An 18604-nucleotide genomic window follows, 5' to 3' on the forward strand; every position below is an offset into this window, starting at 1 on the left:
GTATTTCAGCCATCCATATCTGACTTGGCCTACCGGCAGCCGCATAGCTCTTCCTCGGGGCGTAGAGGCCGCGGCATCTTCTCCCAGTTGCGAAAAACCTGGCCCGTTTTTGGATTGACATGCTTTGCCATATCGAGAATATGCGGGGCCGGTATTCCGGCATGCGATGCCGAGTTAGGATCAAGGTCCGCGCGCTGAGAAATTATACCTTCCTCATCATAACGCGCATACGCAGTAACCGTCCCATCCTCTTTCTGACGGAAAAGCGTTTCCCCGGGGTTAGCAGTCTTGGGAAAGCGACCGCTGACCTGCCGCGCACCCGAGAGGCTCAATCCCCCTGTATTGCAGTTGTGAACGAGTACCGGAGTCTCGCCCGCCAGCACATAGTACGTGTGAACGTCCGCAACAGTGAGGTTGTACGTGTCCTGATAAGCACCGTAAGTGCGGGTCGCCGTTATGGAGACCGTGGCGCCGTCGTCGGTGCGCAGCGTCATGCCCGGCTCGAGGTCCCCGGCGTCGAGCCAGGCCTGCTCCGATTCGGACCAGAAGGGGTGGTGGTCCGTCGTGGCGACGATCTCTGCGCCGTCTTCCGTGGAGACCGTCAGGTCCACGTAGGACTTGTCGTCCTCCGTCAGGATCGTGGCGGTGACCGTCTTGAGTGCCGTCTGCCCTGATACGGGGTCGGTGGCAACAACCTTGTCGCCGACTTCCAGATCCTCGATGGGCTTGGTCTCGCCATCCTCCATCAGGACTTCGGTGCCCGCGACGAAGCTGTGCTTGCGAGCGCTGCAGGGAGGCGCGGACATGATCCAGTCAAGGAACTTGCCGCCCTTACGGCTGGCAGCAATGCCGTCCCCGAGCACGGGGACCAGGGCGACCAGGCTCCAGCCGGCCTCGCTCCAGTTGCCCTCCGTGGCATAGAGGACGGCGTTGCCGACGTCAGCGGCGGCTCCGAGCCCGGGAGTGAAGCCGGCCGCGTCGAGGGCGCGATGGGCCTCGGCCCTGTTCCAGTCCCTCTCCTGCTTCGGAACCCACTGGCAGCCGACGCCGTCCTTTCGGCTGGCGCACTTCATCTGCTCCTGCTGGATCCTGACGTGTCTCTCGTTGACGCCGCCGCCGTACCTGGTCTTGACCGTGACCGTGGTGCGCCTGTTGTTGCCCGTCGAGATCTGCGTCTTCGTGGAGTTGTAGATCCATGTGCCGTTGGGGCCCATGGTCATGTAGTCCCTGGTGTAGCCGCCCTTTCCATCGCTGCAGCCGCGCTCACAGTCAGTGATCGGACGCAATCCCGTTGGGTCGGAGTACGACACCGGGCTGCCGTTGGCGTACGTGTATCCGTTCATCTGCATCGGGTCGGTCATGTCGATGAGCGGGTCGGCGCTGATGAAGCGGCCGGTGGTGGAGTCGTACTCGCGGGCGCCGATGTGGGTCAGGCCCGTGGCGGGGTCGTCGATGCCGACTCCCAGGTAGGTGCGGCGGTCGGGCCAGTCGGCGGGCTCGGTGCCGCGGGGGTTGCCGTACGGGTCGTACTTGCGGCGCAGGATTCCCTGGCCGGCTGTCTGGTCGACGGAGTTCGTGGCCGTGTTGTGGTGGTCGGCGAGCAGGACGGTCAGCTTGTGGCCCGTGGTCTTGCCGCCCGTGCTGCGGACCGTGGTCGGGGCGCCCGGGTGGCTGTAGTAGCGGCGGGCGTCCATGGCCTGGCCGGAGGCGTTGACGGTGATCTCGGCTTCGCCGAGGTAGAGGGTGCGGGTGGTGCCGTCGTCCTCGATCAGGCGGTTGCCCGAGGCGTCGTACAGGTAGGTGACGTTGGGTGTGCCGTTGTCGTCCGTGTCGACCGACGTGAGCTTGTTGCGGCGGTCCCACGTCAGGGCCTGGGTGTCGCCGCCGATCACCCGCTGGGTGGTGTTGCCGAAGCTGTCGTAGGCGTAGGTCTGCTGCGAGTTCACCGTCGAGCCGGGCTCGCGCACGGTCGACTCGACCTTGGTGAGGGTGTGGGGCTGGACCGTGGGTGCGGGCTGGGAGCCGCCGATGGTGGTGCCGTGGGTGTAGGTGTGGATGTCGTCCAGGTCCGGGTCGGCGAGGTCGTGGACGGTCATCCGCGTGCGGTTGCCGATCGCGTCGAACGCGTACGACTGCCAGTAGCCGCCGCCGTCGATGCCCGGGGACACCTCGGCGCGGTCGGGGCCCGAGCCCTGGGCGCCCGACGCGGTCGGGCAGCCCGTGGTGCCCGTCCAGGCGTGGACCAGGCGGCCCATCGGATCGTAGGCGAAGCACTGGCGGTCCACGCGTGACGACGACTGGGTGTCGGTGATCGAGGTGATGTTGCCGACGGTGTCGTAGCCGTACGTCAGTGCCGAGATCCGGGACGGGTTGAGCGTCTCGCGGTCCGTGACCGACTGGTGGATGCGGCCGGTGTTGGCGTTGTAGATGTTGGTCGTCCACACACGCCGCGGCGCCTCCCCGGAGACCGTGCGCAGCACCTCTCCGTAGGGGCTGTAGCGGGTGTCGGCCGTGTACCAGGCGAGTCCCGACGTGGTGACCGGTGCACCCTCGCCGTCGTAGCGGGTGATCACCTTCTCCGCCGCCAGACCACCGGGCGTCGCCGGGAGCTGGACCGACTGGAGCCTGCCCGTCTCGGTGTAGGAGTGGGTGTAGGCGTAGGTGCCCGCCAGGCCCGTCGTCACCGACGTCGACGGGATCGTGGTCTTCGAGCCCGTCGGCCGGTACTCGCTGTCGTAACCGGTCACCTCGCTCGTGAACGCGGCACCGTTGTGATAGCGGGTGGAGGCGACCGGGTGGCCCTTGGCTCCCGGCAGCGAGTCGAACGTCCACTTGGCCACGAGGGACCCGGTCGGTGAATCGTCGCGGAGCTCGGTCTGCCGGCCGAGGACGTCGTAGAGCGTGTGCTGCTCGCGGCCCTGGCCGTCCTTCGACCAGACCCGCTGGTCGAGGGCGTTGTAGCCGAACGTCGCCGATCCCATGTCCGGGTCCGTCGACGCCGTCAGCCGGCCGCGCGCGTCGTAGGTGTACGTCCAGTCGTTGCCCTCGGCGTCCGTGACCTGGGCGAGCTTGCCGCGCGGGTCGTACACGTACGAGGTGTCGGTCTCGGTCGTGAGGTCGGTCGCGGTGAAGTGCTGGATCAGGGAGGTCCGGCCCAGCGCGTCCGTCCAGGTCTTCGCCGCGCGGCTGCCTGACAGCGGCGTCGTGCCGTCGGCCGACATGCCCGTGCGGGTCAGCGTCCAGTCACCGGAGTACTGGACCGTGGCCGAGTGCTGCGGCACGTCCTCGTGGAGCGTCGTCGTGCGGATCGCCCGGCCGAGGCCGTCGTACGCCGTCTCCGTGGAGTTCGGCACCTCGAACACGGTTTCCGGGAAGAAGAGCAGCGCCTCCGGCTCGCCCTCCGCGAGGTAGCCGTTGTTGGTCTGGCGGACCGTGCCGCCCGCGTTGTACAGGGTGTCGGTGACGATCCGGCCGCCGCCGAGCGCCTCCGCCTGGGTCTGGCGCGGCCGCAGCAGACCGTCGTAGATCGCGACCGTGTCCTCGTAGGTGCCGTTGTCGCGCAGGGTGCGGGTGGTGACGGTCGGCGGCTTGTTGTCCGCGATCTGGTACGTGAAGAGTGCCGACGCGCTGTCCGTGCCCTGGGTGCGCGACGGGGACCAGACACCGGTGACTCGACCGAGGTTGTCGTAACTGCTGCTGGTCTTGCGGCCGTTGGGGTCGGTGACGGACAGCACGGTGCCGCGGGCGGGGTCCGAGTCCGAAGTGGAGGTGTGTCCCAACGCGTTGGTCGCCGTGACCTCGAAGGCCGGCCCGGTGACGGGGCTGTAGGCGGTGGTGGTGGAGTTGCCCGCGGCATCGGTGACCTTGGTGACGCGGCCCAGCGCGTCGTACGTCGTCCGCTGGGAGGTGACCCAGCCGGTTCCGGCGGCGTCGACCGTGTCGGCCTGGAACGGCAGGCCCTTGACCGGGTTGGTGCCGAAGGCACCCAGCGCGTCGTACGAGGTGCGGACGTCGGAGACGACCTGGTCGCCGGTCGCGGAAGCGGCCGCGGCGCAGTCGCCCACTGTCGTGCGGGACCGCTCGGGCAGACCGATCAGGTGCTTGCCGATGTTGTGGACGTACGAGGTCGTCGCGCATGTCCGGTCGCCCGTGGTCCAGCCGCCCGAGCCGTCGGGGGTGAGGCTGCGGGTGTACGTGGTGACCGGGAGGTCGTGGGTGGACTCGTACGTCGTCGTCGCCCGTACCGTCCGGGTGGCACCACCGCTGACCGTCTGGATCGAGTCCGTCCGGGTCGTGCCCGTGCGGTACGCCTCCAGCGCGGGCAGGCCCTCCCGTGCCCGGGAGGCGGTCTTCCTGCTGTACGGCCAGGTCAGTTCGCGCGCGACGACGCTGCCGCCAGCCTTGGTGTAGGTGATGGTCTCCGCGACCCGGCCCTGGTGGGCCGGCAGATCCTCGCCCAGGGTCTCGGTGCCCGTGGAGTCCTTCACGGTGACCGCGGTGCGGCCGGCGTCGCCGGACATGCCGCGGAAGTAGCGGGTACGGGTCTGGGACTGCTCGGTCGCGTCGGACTGGCCCGCGTTGGCGGTGACGCCCTTTTTCACGACCACGCCGGCGTAGCCGCGCCACTGGTCGTACGTGCGCAGCTCCGACTTGGTGAACTCGTCGGTGCCCTTGGCCCAGGCGGCGCCGCCCTCGTAGGTGTAGTCGGTGACCACGTCGGGCTGCCGCGCGACCCGGTCCTTCTCGGTGACGCTGTCGACGACGTACTTGTTGAACCACTCCAGCGGCGGTGTCTCCAGGTCCGGGTCGGGCGACCAGTGGACCGGGAAGCAACGGGAGGTATTGGCGGAGGGTGCGGGGTGGGTCGTGCCGACGGGGCACGGGTCGGAGTAGTCGACGTGTATCTCGGCACCCGTCTCCGTGCGGATGGTCTCCACCCGCAGTCGGTCGAAGTCCGGGGTCTGGTCGGTGGTTCCCTTCGCGACACGGTTGGGCATGTCGACGACGTTCGCCAGGAACGAGACCGGCGGGAGCGAGCTGCTCAGCTGATTGCCGTCCTCGTCCCGGGCGGTGCCGTAGCCGGTGCGGGTGATCGACTCCAGCCAGAGCGGCGGATGGGTGTCGGTGCGCTGCTTGGGGAACGACTGGTGCAGGTTCCAGCGGTCGACCAGGGACATCGACGTCGTGCCGGGAGTGCGCTGGCCGTAGGTGGTCACCGCCGTCAGCCGCATCCGGCTCCAGAAGGTGGGGGCGGAGACGTAGCAGTTGGCGGCGCCGGCCTTGCAGTGCAGCGTGGAGGGGGTGTCCCACCACGGCTGCTTGTCCTCGTAGTTCTTGGACTCGAACTCGGTGTCCGAGCAGTCCGTGGCGCCTTCCCTGGTGCAGCGCTCGTCGGCGGTGAAGACGACCTTGCCGGCGGGGGTGCCGGTCAGGTTGTCGGAGCGCAGTCCGTAGAGGATCTGGGTCGGATGGCCGCCGCGGACGTAGGGGACCGCCTGCTTGAACTTCTCGTTCTTGGCGTAGCGGTTGGTCTCCTGCTTCCAGTCGACGACCATGGCGTTGCCGTGGACGTCCTCGACGTAGTCGAGGTTCCAGCGCCAGGCCTGGGTGCAGGAGGAGTCGGCGTACGCGGTGGCGTGGCACGGTTCGCCGTCGTGGTTGCCGAAGACCGGCACGGTGAAGGCGGAGTTGGTGGCCGTGGCCCGCCCCGGCAGGGCGTTGCGGCCGAACCAGTAGCGGGTGCCGTCGCGGGTCGTGACGACCCAGTACTCACCGTCGTACTCGCCGGTCTGGGACGCCTTCGCGCTGCCGTCCTTGGCCTTGTACTCGACCCTGGCGCCGTCGTCGTTGGCGGCGACCCATGCACCGCTGGCATCGTCGTGGACCAGCTCGGTCGACGAGCCGCCCAGCGACATCACGAGGTTCTCGCTCGCCCAGCACAGGTCGGACTTCTTCTTGTCGGCGGTGTTGTCGTTGTTCGGGCTGTTCTTCCGGTCTTCCGGGCTTCTCTGCACTTCACTCTCATGGGTGAAGGCGGGTATGTGGCTCGTCAAAGGGCCTCCGAGATGGATGGGATGGGTCAGGGGTGGTGGCGGCGCCGGCGGCCGCCGGGCAGATCCCCCGGCGTCGGTAAGATCAGCGCTCTCATGGGGGGTGCGATGCGAACATCGGGGCTGGGCGGCAAGGGGCAGAAGTACGCGCTGGCCTCGGATGAGGTCGACAGCGATTTCTGGGGTTTCGCTCACGAGGCCGAGGGGCTGTTCACGCCCCTGCCGGATGAGGAAAAAGCGCGCCGAGTGCACCTCGCGGGTTGCCTCCCGCAGGGTGGCCTACTGAGGTGCGTTGACCACGTCGGCAGTCGTCGTGCCGTGGCGGGAAACGCCTGGGTCGAGCTCCTCGACGGCGACGGTGCCACCATGGGGTCCTACTTCGTCAACGACGTCACCGTCATCGACGTCAAGCCCTCCGCCAGCGGTGTCGGCCTCGTCGACCTCACGGTGACGCTTTGGTGTGAGAACGCCCTGCCCGGAGCGGAACGACTGTGGGAGCTGGTCCGCACCGGGCACCTGAACCACACCGGAATGTGGCACGAACTCGCACCCGAGGACCGACACGCGTGGCTGTCGGTGGCCCTGTGGTCCCGGGAGTACCAATGCCAGGGGAAGCCCGATGCGCCTGCGGGCCAGGTGTTCACCTTGGACGGCCGACACATCGTTGGCAGGGACACCTTCTACTGCGCGATCGGTGAGGCCATCAACGGACCCGGTGGATACTTCGGCTGGAACCTGGACGCTCTGGACGACTGTCTGAGAGGCGGCTGGGGCGCGACCTCTCCGTTCACCTTGCACTGGGAGTTCTCGGCCGAGGCTCGGACGCGGTTGGCAGAGCGCGTGCCCGCCGGTGATCGCGAGCTTGCGCTGTTCGACCTCCTCCTGGAGATCTTCGAGGAACGGGGCGTGCGCGTGATCCTTCGATGACGTCTGGCCGCTTCCAGGCATCGGTCTGGGGAAGGCTGAGCGTTCTCACCGAAGATTGGTGACTGTGAGGGTTTCGCGCCGACGAGTGAGTACCGAATTTCTCCTCATGTACCCGATCCGCGACCATAGAGGACATGGAACACTTTGCGCCGGTGAGCGTCCTTGCCCTTCGTCACGTCCTTCCGCATCCGCAGGCGCTGAAGAAGGGGGCGGGTATACGTCCGTTGATCGATGGCCGTGATGTGTTGCAGGAGATCCACCCGGACGGCGATTCGAGCTGCTACCAGGAGACGTGGTTCGGTTCGCCCGAGACATGGCCTCTGTGGGCCGGCGACGAGCCTCGCCGTGTCGAACTTTCGAACAACGACTGCGACACCGGTTGCTGCGGAGGAGTGTTCGTCACCATCCAACGCTTCGGCGATCTCGTCGAGTGGACGAACTGGGAGAACACCAACGACAACCGCGTCCCCGTCCCGCCTGAGATCCACTTCGACGCCACGCAGTACGACGCCGAACTGGCCCGGGCCGTGGCGGACCACAGATGGGAGGAGCCCGTCGACACCGCAGCACGCCTGCTGGCCCACCGGATCGCCGCCTCCGACTGGTTCGAGCGGTGGAACTGCCAGCCGTTCTCGCACGGCATCCGTGTTAGTGACCGCGGAGAGTCTCCTGAAGTGATCATGCCCTTCGTGACCGATGGTTTTGGTCCGGGCAAGGGGCTCCGCTGGTACGCAATGCCGGTGTCCATGCAGGAGCCCGTCGGAGACCAGGTGCGGCGCTTCGTTGAACGGATCACGGCCACCGACCCCCGCGAGAGCGCAAAAGGCCCATGAGAGGGTAGGAATCTGCCCGCCGATGGAGGGCGCTAGGTCACAGTCACTCAGACTTCGATCAGAACGCTCAACCTTCACTGCGAGCGAAACGAAGGTCATTCGGCCTCCTTCGGACGGCGCCGTGTGGGGATGCCGAGGTGGACAGATGGTCGCTGGGCTCGGCGTCGGGTCTCGTCGCGCTTGGCGCGGAGGAAGGTGAGTGTGAGGTCGATGCCTTCGATCTCGCCGATCCAACCCTCGGCTTCTGCTTGTGCCCGGCGGTGCAGCAGGTCGGCTTCCAGCTCGGTGAGCCGGGCGAGCATCTTGGGGTTGACGTGGAGCATCGGGCAGCGGATGCACGCGTGCTCGTGCTGGCAGGGGGTGCCGTAGGGGCGTCCGCATGAGCCGAGCTCGACCTTGCGGCGGTCGAAGTGCTCCTGGAACTCGGTCCACTCCTGCTCGGTGGCGTCCCGGTACTCCTCCGAAGGCCGGACCTGACGCCTCTGATGGAGGTGGGCCTGGTAGTGGCGGATCACGTCCTCGTCGAAGACGGCTACGTAGCCGCGGGTGGTCTGGATGCTGAGGTGGCCCAGCAAGGCGGCGCCGATGTGGATGGGCAGGCCGCTGTTGACGAGCTCGGTGGCGAAGATCCTGCGGAAGTCGTGCGGGGTGAACTTCAGCCCGCGGAACCCGGGGTGCGTCTCGGCCAGGTCCTCACAGCGTCGGCTGATCATCTTCTGGATGGTGCCGGGGTTGAAGATCTTCGAGCCGATCGCTCCGTTCTGGCGTTGGAAGAGGAAGGGCATCGGCGCACTCCAGAGCTTGTCGTGCGGGTCGTAGCGACTGACCAGGGGAATTGGCCTTCCCCGCCGGCCGTGGCGCCGGATGATCGAGGCGATGACGTGGAACAACTCGGCCGACATCGGGATGACGCGCTCGCGGTCGGTCTTGGACGGTGCGATGACCAGCAGGGCGATGACCTCGCCATTCGCGCGCTGATACTGGCGGATGCTGAGGTGGGTGAGTTCGCACATCTCCTCGATGCGGACGCCGGAGTGCCGCAGGGTCTCCACCGCTGACCAGTCCCAGAAGGCGGCCTCCTCGTCTGCCTCGATGTTCACCAGTTCGCCGGTGTCAAGGTTCAGCACGCGGGTGGGAACGGCGTCGCCGTGCCGCAGCAGCTTCTGGTCCGATTCGCTGATCACTCGGCGATATGCCGTGCCGGCGTGGGTGAACTCCTCGCCGTCGGCAGCGTGGTCGGCGTGTTCGAGCAGGAGCCGGGCTTGGTCGTAGCGGGATTCGACGTGCTCGACCAGGACGGGCAGGAGCGGCTGGCGTTGCCGAGTGCGGTCCGCGGAGCGTTCGGTCCCCTTCCGCCGGCGGACTCCCAGGCCATGGAATTCACCGGGCGGGACGGGACACGGTGCCACCCAGGCCCCCCAGCGTTCGGGTTCGTCAGCAGCCCAGGTGTGCAGGTCGTAGTAGAAACTGCGGACCGAGATGACGATGTCGTCCTGGCCCATCCGGTGGGTGCCGTCGTCCTTGAGCCGGATCGTCTCGCGCCAGCGTGTGTAGAGGTCCGGGGCGATCCGCAGGCCCTGCTGGCCAGGGTTGAGCTGTTCGATCCTCACCCAGAAGTGCTTGACCAGCAGGATCGCGAGCTGCTTCAGGCTGGAGTAGTCGAGATCAGCTCGCCGCCGACCGAAGTAGTCGATCAGCAGACCACGGACGGCCTGATCGCGGACCCCGTACTGGTCGACGAGCTCCTCGATGGTCCGCTGGCCGCGCATCATCGCCGCCCGCATGGTCGTCGGCGTGGAGGGCGGGAACCGGCCCATGGCGATCAGCGCCGTCCACATTCCGTGCCCGAACAGGCGGTTGGAGGCAGGCTGACCGGGCTGAAGTCGGCAGCGGGCCAGCCGGTTGTCGTGCGCGTACTGGAGGATCGACGCCGGCGTGACGTCGGCCAGCGCGACGCCCTGATAGGTCAGGAGGGTGCACATGTCGAGCACTGCCTCCCGCTGGTGCTTGAGCCGTAGCTCCTGTGCGGCGATGTGCTCCTCGAAGGTGACCAGCAGCGGGTCGTTCTGCGCGGAGACGAACAGAGGCGTGAAATTGTTCAGCTGGTTCTGGCGGAAGGCGAGCATCGTGGGCTGGACGACGCGGAGACAGAACAGCGTGCGGACCCCAGGGGTGATCGCGAGCCCGGTCGTCCTGCGGGCACCGAGACTGTTCGCCTTGATCAGTCCCTTGCCCAGAGGGCTGGCATCCCACCGCTCCTGCCAGGTCTGGCCCGGGTGGGTGGACAGGTACTGAAGGATCCCGCGTGTGGCCTGGGCGCGCTGGTGGCGCGTGACGGTGGAAGCGTCCTCCCAGACGTCGAAGGCCAGCTTGGAGATGTGGTTGATCGAGACACTGGACAACTCTCCGTGCGGTCGCGGCGGGGGATCCGAGATCGCAGGCTGCGGTTTCATCGGGCCGCCCACGAACCGGCTGGGAAAGGTGAGACCCTCCACGATGGGCCCGTGCCGGCGGCTGACACCGGTGGTCGGGCTGGCCTGTGCCCTAGGCACCGAACACCGCCTTGATGTCGTCCGCGGAGTACCCGGTGGGGTAGCTCGTCGCGGGCCGGGGCGTGCTGTAGTGCTCGGCGAGCTTGTCGAACATCTCCTCCACCCGGGCGGTCAGGTAGCGGCTGGTGGTCTGGATGTTGGCGTGCCGCATGATCGCCTGGACCTCGACCGGCGTGAGCTTCCCGCCGTTCGCCATCCGGGACGCCGCCGTGTGACGGAGGTCGTGCAGGGTCCAGTTCGTGCCCAGCAGCTCGTTCGCCCGCTGCATGATCCGGCGCATCGCCCAGTAGGACAGGGGCCGATCGCTCCCGCTCCGGGTCCGCCAGACTGGCTCGTCCCGTGACGGCGTTCCCACTTCGTCGAGGTAGCGGGCCAGCCGGACGAACGCCTGCGGCGAGGCCGGCACTGCTTCCCGCTCCCGGGTTCCCTTGGAGATCACGTAGATCCGCTGGCCGGCCCAGTCGATGTCGTTCACCCCGACTCCGAGCAGCTCGACCGCGCGGGCGCCGCTGGAGACGTAGAACTCCAGCAGGGCGCGGTCGCGCTCGCATCCCATGCGATCGAACAGCTCATCCCAGAGCAGGTCAGGAATCGAGCGGGGCGGACGGTCGGAGACCTTCTGCCGAAGCCGAGCCCGACCCACGACCGCCCTCGGCTCCAACGGGCTGCGGTGCGCGAGGGCCCGCCGGCGCTGCGGCGACACGGGTACAGGGTTGACCACCGGCCCGTTGCCCTTATGGGCGTGGTACCCGTAGAAGCCGCTGATCACCGACAACGCGTGGTTGATCGTCCTGGGCGCATAGCCGGCACGGAGGGTCGGCTTGCCGGTCCTCAGGTTCACCGATCCCGGCGCGTCTCCACCCGCCCGCGTCCGCTGCCGCTGCGGATTTGAGGCCGTGCGTAGCCACCCTGCCAGCACCGCGACCTCAGCCTCAGTCGCCCTCTCCCACGCCACCCCCAGCAGCCACAGCAGTCGAAACCACCGCAGCAGGCCGTACCCGTAGCTGCGTACTGTCAGCGGACTGCAGTCGTTCAGCGCCAGGTCCCGCAGGTAGGGGGTAGCCGCCTCGATCTCGTCGTCGTACGCGTTCACGACGACGTACGGAGGATGGACGCCCCGAGCGGGGACAACGGCCCCAACCCGGGGCAGCTCGGCCCGACCCTCGATCAGTTCATGTCGCAGTTCCAAAGGGTTCCTCCTCGTCGATCGCACTGACCATCACGTCGATCAACGAGGGGAGTTGGTGCAGATAACTGTGCAGGACCGATAGCGGCGCTCGACGAAACCGGGGTGGTAGTCCCAGCCGTCACCGATCCAGGAGGCCTGACCGTTGGCGACCGAGGTGCGGCCGTCGACCGACTGCGAGGAGTACGTGAACGCGACCTTGGGCGCGGGGCCGGCCGGCGGCGACGGGACGGTGAGCGGGTACGTCCAGGAGAACCCGCCGCCGCTGCCGCCCGCGGTCCAGGTGCCGGTCGCGGACAGCGGGGTCGCCTTGTACGTGCCGCCCGCGCCCGAGGCGGAGTCGGTGGCCGCGAGGACGACGGGGCCGCCGCCGGCCTGGGGGGACAGGCCCTGTGCCTGGCTCGCGGCGGGATCGACGGTGGCGCGGACGGTCTCGGCGGAGGGGTCGTTCTCGCTCGGGACGACGACCGCGGTGGTGCACTCCTCCAACTCGGGTGTGGTGAGGAAGCACTCGGGGAGCTGGGTGAGCCGGAGGCGGGAGGACCACTCGGTGCCGTACAGGTCCTCGAAGGTGCCGTAGTCCAGCTCGATGTCGACGGGCGTGGAGCCGGTACCGGGGGGCGTGACGGTGATGATCGCGCCGTCGACGTCGGCCGCTTCCGTGGTGGTGCGGGGTTCGACCTCGACGTCCCAGGTGCCGCTGGGGGCGGGCGGGTCGGGCTCGGTCTCGGTCGGGGACGCCTGGCCGATGCGGACGGGCAGCGTGCCGGCCTGGACGAGCTCTCCGCCCGCGTCGTCGAGGGGAACGGCGGCGTTTCCGCCGGCCGGGGGCGCGACATCGGTCGGGTTGTACTCGGCCGGGGGCTCGACGGGGTCGCCGGACCAGGCCGCGTTCTCGTCGATCCTCACCGCGTCCGGGTCCGCGGGGGCGTCCTGCTGGAGTGCGACCAGGTTGGGGCCGTTGCGGGGGTCACCGGGCGGGATGGCCCAGGCCTGGGCCGGCAGCAGCGTCGCGACGAGCACGGCCGAGAGGACGATTCCGGTGCCGCGGGGGGCGGAGGTGCGGCGGCGGTGTGCCGAGCGCCTTCGATTGAGGGGCGAGACACGCGTACGAGGCAGGCTCCCTCGTCCGGGCAGGCGAAGCGTACGTCCCGAATCGGACGAGGACATGGAACCCCCCACTTCCACTGCGCGCCGGAACGGACAGCACGGGCACAGGGAATCGACAAATAGCCCGGCGATTGTGCAGGTGGACCGCACACAAAATCCACAACAGCAGGTCGCCTGTGACGTCAATCACGATCACGAAAGGACGGATTGTCGACTGAAGGGAATTGACGGCGCATCAACCATCGAATCAGCGGGATCCGACAGCAGGACGTCATTCGAGATATGCCGGCGAAAGCATTCCAAAGATCACCCGAGGGTCGTGAACAATATCCCGGGATGCCCTCTTTTCAAGGCTGCCGGATCGGGCGGGACAGCTGCTCACCGGCGCACCTCTCACCGAGTGGACGCATTCGGCGGGCCTGCGGTTCCGCTGGCCCGGGCACCGGCCGGGCGGTGACGAAAACGTGAGGATGAGTCATGCTCTGCTGCGCACGCATCTGCACAGAGCAGGAGTTCCGAGGGCAGCTCAGCCATCCAGGCGCCCGCGGGGGGAAAGGAAACGATGGACGCCTCGAAGAACGTGGAGAGTACGGAGAATTCTCCACCACAGGAGGAAGCGCGGACCGAGGAAAAACGCACGGAGCCCGCGCCTGGCGATGACACGAATTCCATCGAACCACCCCTTGGCCGCGCCGAATTGAAGCAGCGTCGCAAGCGGCGCGGATTCGCCGTACTGGCCGCCGTGCTCGCCGCCGCCATCGCCCTCCCCGTGGGTGTGCACCTCACCGGCGAACGCGGGCAGCAGCCCTCGCCGCGCGCCGGGCGTGACGCCGCCCGTCAGCACCCGGTCGAAGCCGCCGAGGCGGCCCGGGAGGCGCGGCGCACCGGCAAGGACGTCGAGGTCACCGCCCGGCACACCCCGGACTCCACCACCTGGGCCCGGCCCGACGGGCTGCTCAGGACCCGAACGTACAGCGACACGATCCGGGCCAGGGTCGGCGGCGAGTGGAAGCCGGTCGACACGACCCTGCACCGCGTGGACGGTGGCTACGCGCCCCGGACCGTCAACGATCCGCTGCTGTTCAGCGCGGGCAGCGCGGACGGCCCCAAGGGCGGCGCAGGAGAAGAGGACGACGGCGGGCGGGCCTCCCGCTCGACCGTGCGGACGTCTCTGGCCGGGGTGGGAGCGGTCGGAACCGCGCCCTCGGACGGCACCTGGACCGACCTGGTCCGCATGAGCACCGGCGGCCACGACCTCGTCGTGCGCTGGCCCGGTCCGCTGCCCGAGCCCCTGGTGAACGGGTCCCGTGCGCTGTACCGGAACGTGCGCCCCGGCATCGACCTGCTGCTCACGGCGCGGGACGGCGGCTACTCGCACGTCCTCGTCGTCCACACCCGTCAGGCCGCGCAGGACCCGCTGCTGGACCGGCTCGACTACCGGCTCTCCTCCCCCAGCCTGAGCTTCACGCTCGACGACGCCACGGACGTCGTCAGTGCCCGTGACAGCGCGGGCGAGGAGATCGCGTCCTCCCCGACCCCGTACGTGTGGGACTCCGCCGGGGCCGTCAGGGCCACCATCGGCGAGCCCGTACCGGCGCCCGATCCGGCCGTGCGCTCCACGGCACTCGCCCTGCCGGGTCTCGCCGGGCCGCAGCCCGGGAGCCACGACGGTGTCCTCGACGCGAGCCTCGGCGACGGCGGCGTGCTCGGCCTCGACGTGGACGAGAAGCTGCTCACCGATCCGGAGACGGTCTACCCGGTGTTCATCGACCCCTCCTTCAAGGGGCGGAAGAAGAACTGGACGCTGCTGTACGCGAAGTACCCCAGCTCCAGCTTCTACAACGGGCAGAACTTCAACGACGGCACCAACGACGCGCGCGTCGGCTACGAGTCGACCACGGGCGGGCTCTCCCGCTCCGTCTTCACCTTCGAGTACGGCTCGACCCTGCACGGGACGAAGGTCCAGTCGGCGACCTTCCGCGCGCTGCAGACGTACTCCTGGGGCTGCTCGTCCCGTCAGTACAACCTCTATCTCACCGGTGCGATCTCCAGCTCCAGCACCTGGAACAAGCAACCGAGCTGGACGCGCGTGCTGTCGAGCCAGACCAACGGGCACGGCTACAAGTCGGGCTCCTGCCCGGACAAGTGGGTCGCCATGGACATCAAGTCCGCAGCCCAGGAGGCGTCCGACAAGAAGTGGACGGCGCTCACCCTGGGGCTGCGTGCCGCGAACGAGAACGACACCAACGCCTGGAAGAAGTTCCAGGCCAACGGGGAGAGTTCCCCGTACGTCGAGGTCGTCTACAACCGGGCCCCGAACGAGCCGACGGGTTCGCTCATGAAGACCTCCCCGGGCGGCACGTGTGACACCGCCTCGCCCTACCTGTCGATCGGGAAGCAGGACATCACGTTCAGCTCCTCGGCCTCCGACGCCGACGGAAACCTCAAGTACCTGCACCTGAAGGTCTGGCGCACGGGATACCCGAGCAGCCCGCTGCACGACGCGGACCATGCCACGAACAGCACCGGCGCCATGACGCCGTACACCATCCCGTGGTCCAGTTTCACGCACGGCGCGACGTACACGTGGTCGGTGTACTAGAAGGACGCCGAGGGGGCCACCTCCGCATGGGGGCCTCCGTACACGACCGCGCTCTGCCAGTTCACCGTCGACCACTCGGCACCGAACAGCCCGGGCGTCTCGTCCGCGGCCTTCCCACCCCCCGGCGACGACGGCAGCACCTGGAGCACGGCCGCCTTCGGCACGGCGGGGCAGTTCGTCTTCACGCCCAACGGGCCGGCGACCAGCGTGAAGGAGTACCAGTACAGCTTCAACACGGCCTTCGACAAGAAGGCTCTGCCCGACGCGGCCAACGGCGGCCAGGCGGTCGTCACGCTCCAGCCGCCGCACGCCGGCCCCAGCGTGCTCTACGTACGCAGCGCCGACAGCGTCGGTAACATCTCCGGGGTCACGAAGTACCTGTTCAACGTGCGGCCGAGCCCTCAACTGGACGCCGCCGGGGACGTCACCGGCGACCAGGTGCCGGACGTCTACACCATCGACCCGTCGGGCAATCTCCTCCTGTACGCCAAGACCCAGGGCACCGACCGCCTCCACTTCTCCATGGCGGCCGCGTACTCGGCGGCCGGGGATTCCGCCGCACTGCTCGACGACGGGTACTGGACGGATGCACTGATCACGCACAACGGGGACTGGCTGCCCGGCGACGGCGTCCAGGATCTCGTCGCCCGGATGCCGGACGGGAAGCTCTACGTCTACCCCGGTGACGGATACGGCGGCTTCGACGTCGGGCAACGCCGGGAGATGCTGCTGCCGGGCGGCGCCCCGGCCCCCGGGACGCTCACCCAGATCCTGTCCGTCGGTGACGCCACCGGCGACGGACGCCCCGACCTGCTCGCCACGGCCGGCAGCGGCCTGTGGGCCTTCACCGGGTACACGGGGTCGAGTTTCAGCGCCGTCACCCAGCTCAGCGGGGACGACTGGTCGCAGCGGGATCTCGTGCAGGTCGACGACGTGAGGGGAGGCTCCGGGCTGGATCTCGTCTACCGGACCGACAGCACCGGCAGGATCTACCTCCGGCAGGGCAAGCTCGCCGGCGCCGGTACCGATCTGTCCTCGTTCGCCGTGCAGACGGCCGCCGAGGGCGGGGTCGACTTCCTCTACGGCAGCGCGGGATGGCACTCGGACGACGTGCCGTTCGTCCTGGGCACACCCGATGTGACCGGCGACGGAGTACCCGACGTCTGGGCCGTACGGTCGGACGGCAACGCCTCGGTGTATCTCGGGAGCGGCACCGTCCGGCTCAGTTCCACCGCGATGTTCAACGTCATCAACACCAGTGTCGGGACCAGCTGGAACGGTCACACCGCCATCGGCTGACCCGCCGTACGCGAAGAGGGCGGCCCGCACACGGTGCGCGGGCCGCCCTCACGTGCGCGGGGGCGCCGTCGCAACGCGGGCCGCGGTCACGGTCGCGGTCGCGGTCGCGGTCGCGGTCGCGGTCGCGGTCGCGGTCACAGTCGCGGTCACGGTCGCCGGAGCGGACGCGCGGTCAGCTGAAGATGATCATCGAGCCCTGTCCCAGGCTCCGGGTCGCCGCCGCGTGCAGCCCCAGCCAGACATGGCGTTCACGGGCGAACGGGCTGTCGTCGTAGGGGATGGGACCCGCCGGCTCCTCCAGGGAGGTGGGGCGGGTGGGCGGGGCCGGGGCGGACGGGGGGTTGGCGGGGTCGATGCCGATGGACGAGGCCACGTACTCGAGTTCGCGCAGCAGGCCCTGGGAGGAGCCCAGCGGGCCGCCGCCGGCGAGGAGTTCCTCGTTGGACAGGGGCTCGGGGAAGTCGACGGGAACGTAGGCGCCGGCGTGGTCGTAGTGCCACACCAGATGGGACTGCTGGGCCGTGGACTCGAACATCTCCAGCAACTGCTCGTAGTCGCCGCCCAGTTCGTCGACGGGCGTCACCGCCAGCCCGCAGAGCTGGAGGAGGTACGCCCGGCGCAGGAAGTGCAGGGCGTCGTAGTCGAAGCCGGCGACCGGGGCGACGTCGCCCGAGAGGCCCGGCATGTAGGCGAAGACGGGAACGTTGGGCAGACCGGCCTCGGTGAGGGCCTTGTCGTACGAGGCGATCTCCTCGGCGAAGGGGTTGTCGGGGCTGTGGCACAGCACATCGACGAGGGGGACCAGCCAGAGGTCACAGGCCAAGACGGGCTCGCTCTCCATCGGAGTCGTAGCAGGTTGTGCGATGGTCGGGACAGCGTAGTGCTACTAGCACATCGCGCACAGTCAGCCGTCGCCGGACGGCCCGGCCCGGGTGGCGGCACCGGTCCGGGGGTCTGCAGGTCACATACCCATCCTCGGCCGGTCCGCGCGGTCCCGGGGCCCGCGAGTTCCCGCCGGTGCTCGGCCCCCGGACGGCGGGTGCTCCGAGGGCGGGTCCTCCGAGGGCGCCGCTGCCGCCGCCGGGAGTACCCCGCCGGTGCCGCTTCCGGCCGCTCGGAGCCCTCCACCCGCGCCCGTACCGCCGGTCCGGGTCGCCTGTGCGTTCCGCCGTCCTCACCGGGGCCGCGATCCCCGCCGGTTCCGCCGTTCTCACTCCGCACGCCGCTCCAGACGCTCCGCCCAGCGCAGGGCGAGGTCGTCGTCCACCGCGACCAGTGCCCGGGCGCCCGTGGCGTCGCCGCCGGTGATCGCGTCGACGAGCTGCTCGTGGCCGCTCCACAGCCAGTCCCCGAACTCGGGATCGGCCCGGAGCCGGGGCACGGCGAAGACCCAGGACTGCACGCGGAGCCGGTCGAGGAAGTCGGCGATGTAGCGGTTGGTGACGAGGGCGCCCAGCTCACGCCAGAACCGCAGGTCGTAGCCGATGAGGACGGTCAGGTCCCCGCAGCGGGCGGCCCGTGCCGCCTCCTCCGCCCGGCGGCGGACGGAGACCTGGGCCGCGCCCGTCGCCTGCCGGGCACCGGGGGCGCCGCCCTCGCGGAAGATGCCGTCCATGATGAGCGAGCGGGCCTCGATCATGCCGCGGAAGTCCTCGACGGAGAAGCGGTGCACCTGGAAGCCGCGGTGCTGGTTGGAGTCGAGCAGGCCCTGTCCCGCGAGGTCGACGAGGGCCTCGCGAACGGGCGTGGCGGAGACGCCGTACTGCTCGGCGATCTGCTTGACCGTGAACTCCTGTCCGGGAAGCAGCCGTCCGGCCAGCACTTCGTCCCGCAACGCGCCGGCGATCTGCTGCCGCAGGGTGTTGCGGGTGACAGCTCCGCTCGCGGGCATGATGTCGGTCCCCTCCGTCCGGTTGCGGACACCCTAAGCCCCGCGACGGCCCAGCTCCGGCCCGCCCCGCATCGTCCCGGGGCCCGCCCCGGCCCGCCCCACATCGTCCCGGGGCCCGTCCCGGACGCACCGCGTCATCCCGGGGCCCAGCTCC

General features: G+C 68.9%; 11 protein-coding genes. 4 read left to right on the plus strand and 7 right to left on the minus strand.

Annotation, left to right across the window (positions count from 1 at the left end; translation table 11 throughout):
* Positions 1-29: 29 nt before the first annotated feature.
* The gene (locus FEF34_RS17250; RefSeq protein ID WP_138053974.1) at positions 30-6014 is read right to left on the minus strand and encodes a polymorphic toxin-type HINT domain-containing protein; all 5985 of its coding nucleotides are present in this window, start codon (positions 6012-6014) and stop codon (positions 30-32) included.
* A 144-nt stretch (positions 6015-6158) separates the two neighbouring features.
* On the opposite strand from FEF34_RS17250, the gene FEF34_RS17255 reads away from it, so the two are divergent.
* Positions 6159-6977: a barstar family protein gene (locus tag FEF34_RS17255; protein WP_138053975.1), complete on the plus strand. Its 819-nt coding sequence runs from the start codon at positions 6159-6161 to the stop codon at positions 6975-6977.
* Between the two features lie 134 nt (positions 6978-7111).
* A complete protein-coding gene (locus tag FEF34_RS17260; protein ID WP_138053976.1) occupies positions 7112-7810 on the plus strand; it encodes a hypothetical protein in 699 nt (232 codons plus the stop codon).
* A gap of 95 nt (positions 7811-7905) precedes the next feature.
* Here FEF34_RS17260 and FEF34_RS17265 read toward each other — a convergent pair whose 3' ends face one another.
* From FEF34_RS17265 to FEF34_RS43690, 3 genes are all read right to left on the minus strand, one after another.
* Positions 7906-10212, minus strand: a complete 2307-nt coding sequence (locus tag FEF34_RS17265) for a tyrosine-type recombinase/integrase (RefSeq protein ID WP_325063635.1) — start codon at positions 10210-10212, stop codon at positions 7906-7908.
* 142 nt (positions 10213-10354) lie between these two features.
* On the minus strand, positions 10355-11551 hold the full coding sequence (locus FEF34_RS17270; RefSeq protein ID WP_138053978.1) for a tyrosine-type recombinase/integrase: 1197 nt from the start codon (positions 11549-11551) through the stop codon (positions 10355-10357).
* A 39-nt stretch (positions 11552-11590) separates the two neighbouring features.
* Complete coding sequence (locus FEF34_RS43690) at positions 11591-12571, minus strand: hypothetical protein (RefSeq protein WP_199800673.1); 981 nt, start codon at positions 12569-12571, stop codon at positions 11591-11593.
* A 784-nt stretch (positions 12572-13355) separates the two neighbouring features.
* On the opposite strand from FEF34_RS43690, the gene FEF34_RS17280 reads away from it, so the two are divergent.
* Complete coding sequence (locus tag FEF34_RS17280) at positions 13356-15260, plus strand: DNRLRE domain-containing protein (RefSeq protein ID WP_171052987.1); 1905 nt, start codon at positions 13356-13358, stop codon at positions 15258-15260.
* Here the strand turns inward: FEF34_RS17280 and FEF34_RS17285 are convergent.
* On the minus strand, positions 15257-15496 hold the full coding sequence (locus FEF34_RS17285; protein ID WP_138053980.1) for a hypothetical protein: 240 nt from the start codon (positions 15494-15496) through the stop codon (positions 15257-15259). The genes FEF34_RS17280 and FEF34_RS17285 overlap by 4 nt on opposite strands.
* Between FEF34_RS17285 and FEF34_RS17290 the strand changes: the two genes are divergently transcribed.
* On the plus strand, positions 15468-16559 hold the full coding sequence (locus FEF34_RS17290; protein WP_138053981.1) for a hypothetical protein: 1092 nt from the start codon (positions 15468-15470) through the stop codon (positions 16557-16559). The two genes, FEF34_RS17285 and FEF34_RS17290, sit on opposite strands and share 29 nt — an antisense overlap.
* Before the next feature lie 172 nt (positions 16560-16731).
* On the opposite strand, the gene FEF34_RS17300 is transcribed toward FEF34_RS17290, so the two are convergent.
* Positions 16732-17382, minus strand: coding sequence for a hypothetical protein (locus tag FEF34_RS17300; RefSeq protein WP_138053982.1), 651 nt, complete (start codon positions 17380-17382; stop codon positions 16732-16734).
* A gap of 387 nt (positions 17383-17769) precedes the next feature.
* On the minus strand, positions 17770-18450 hold the full coding sequence (locus tag FEF34_RS17305) for a GntR family transcriptional regulator (protein ID WP_138053983.1): 681 nt from the start codon (positions 18448-18450) through the stop codon (positions 17770-17772).
* Between the last annotated feature and the right edge of the window lie 154 nt (positions 18451-18604).

Source organism: Streptomyces marianii, from assembly GCF_005795905.1.
GTDB lineage: Bacteria > Actinomycetota > Actinomycetes > Streptomycetales > Streptomycetaceae > Streptomyces > Streptomyces marianii.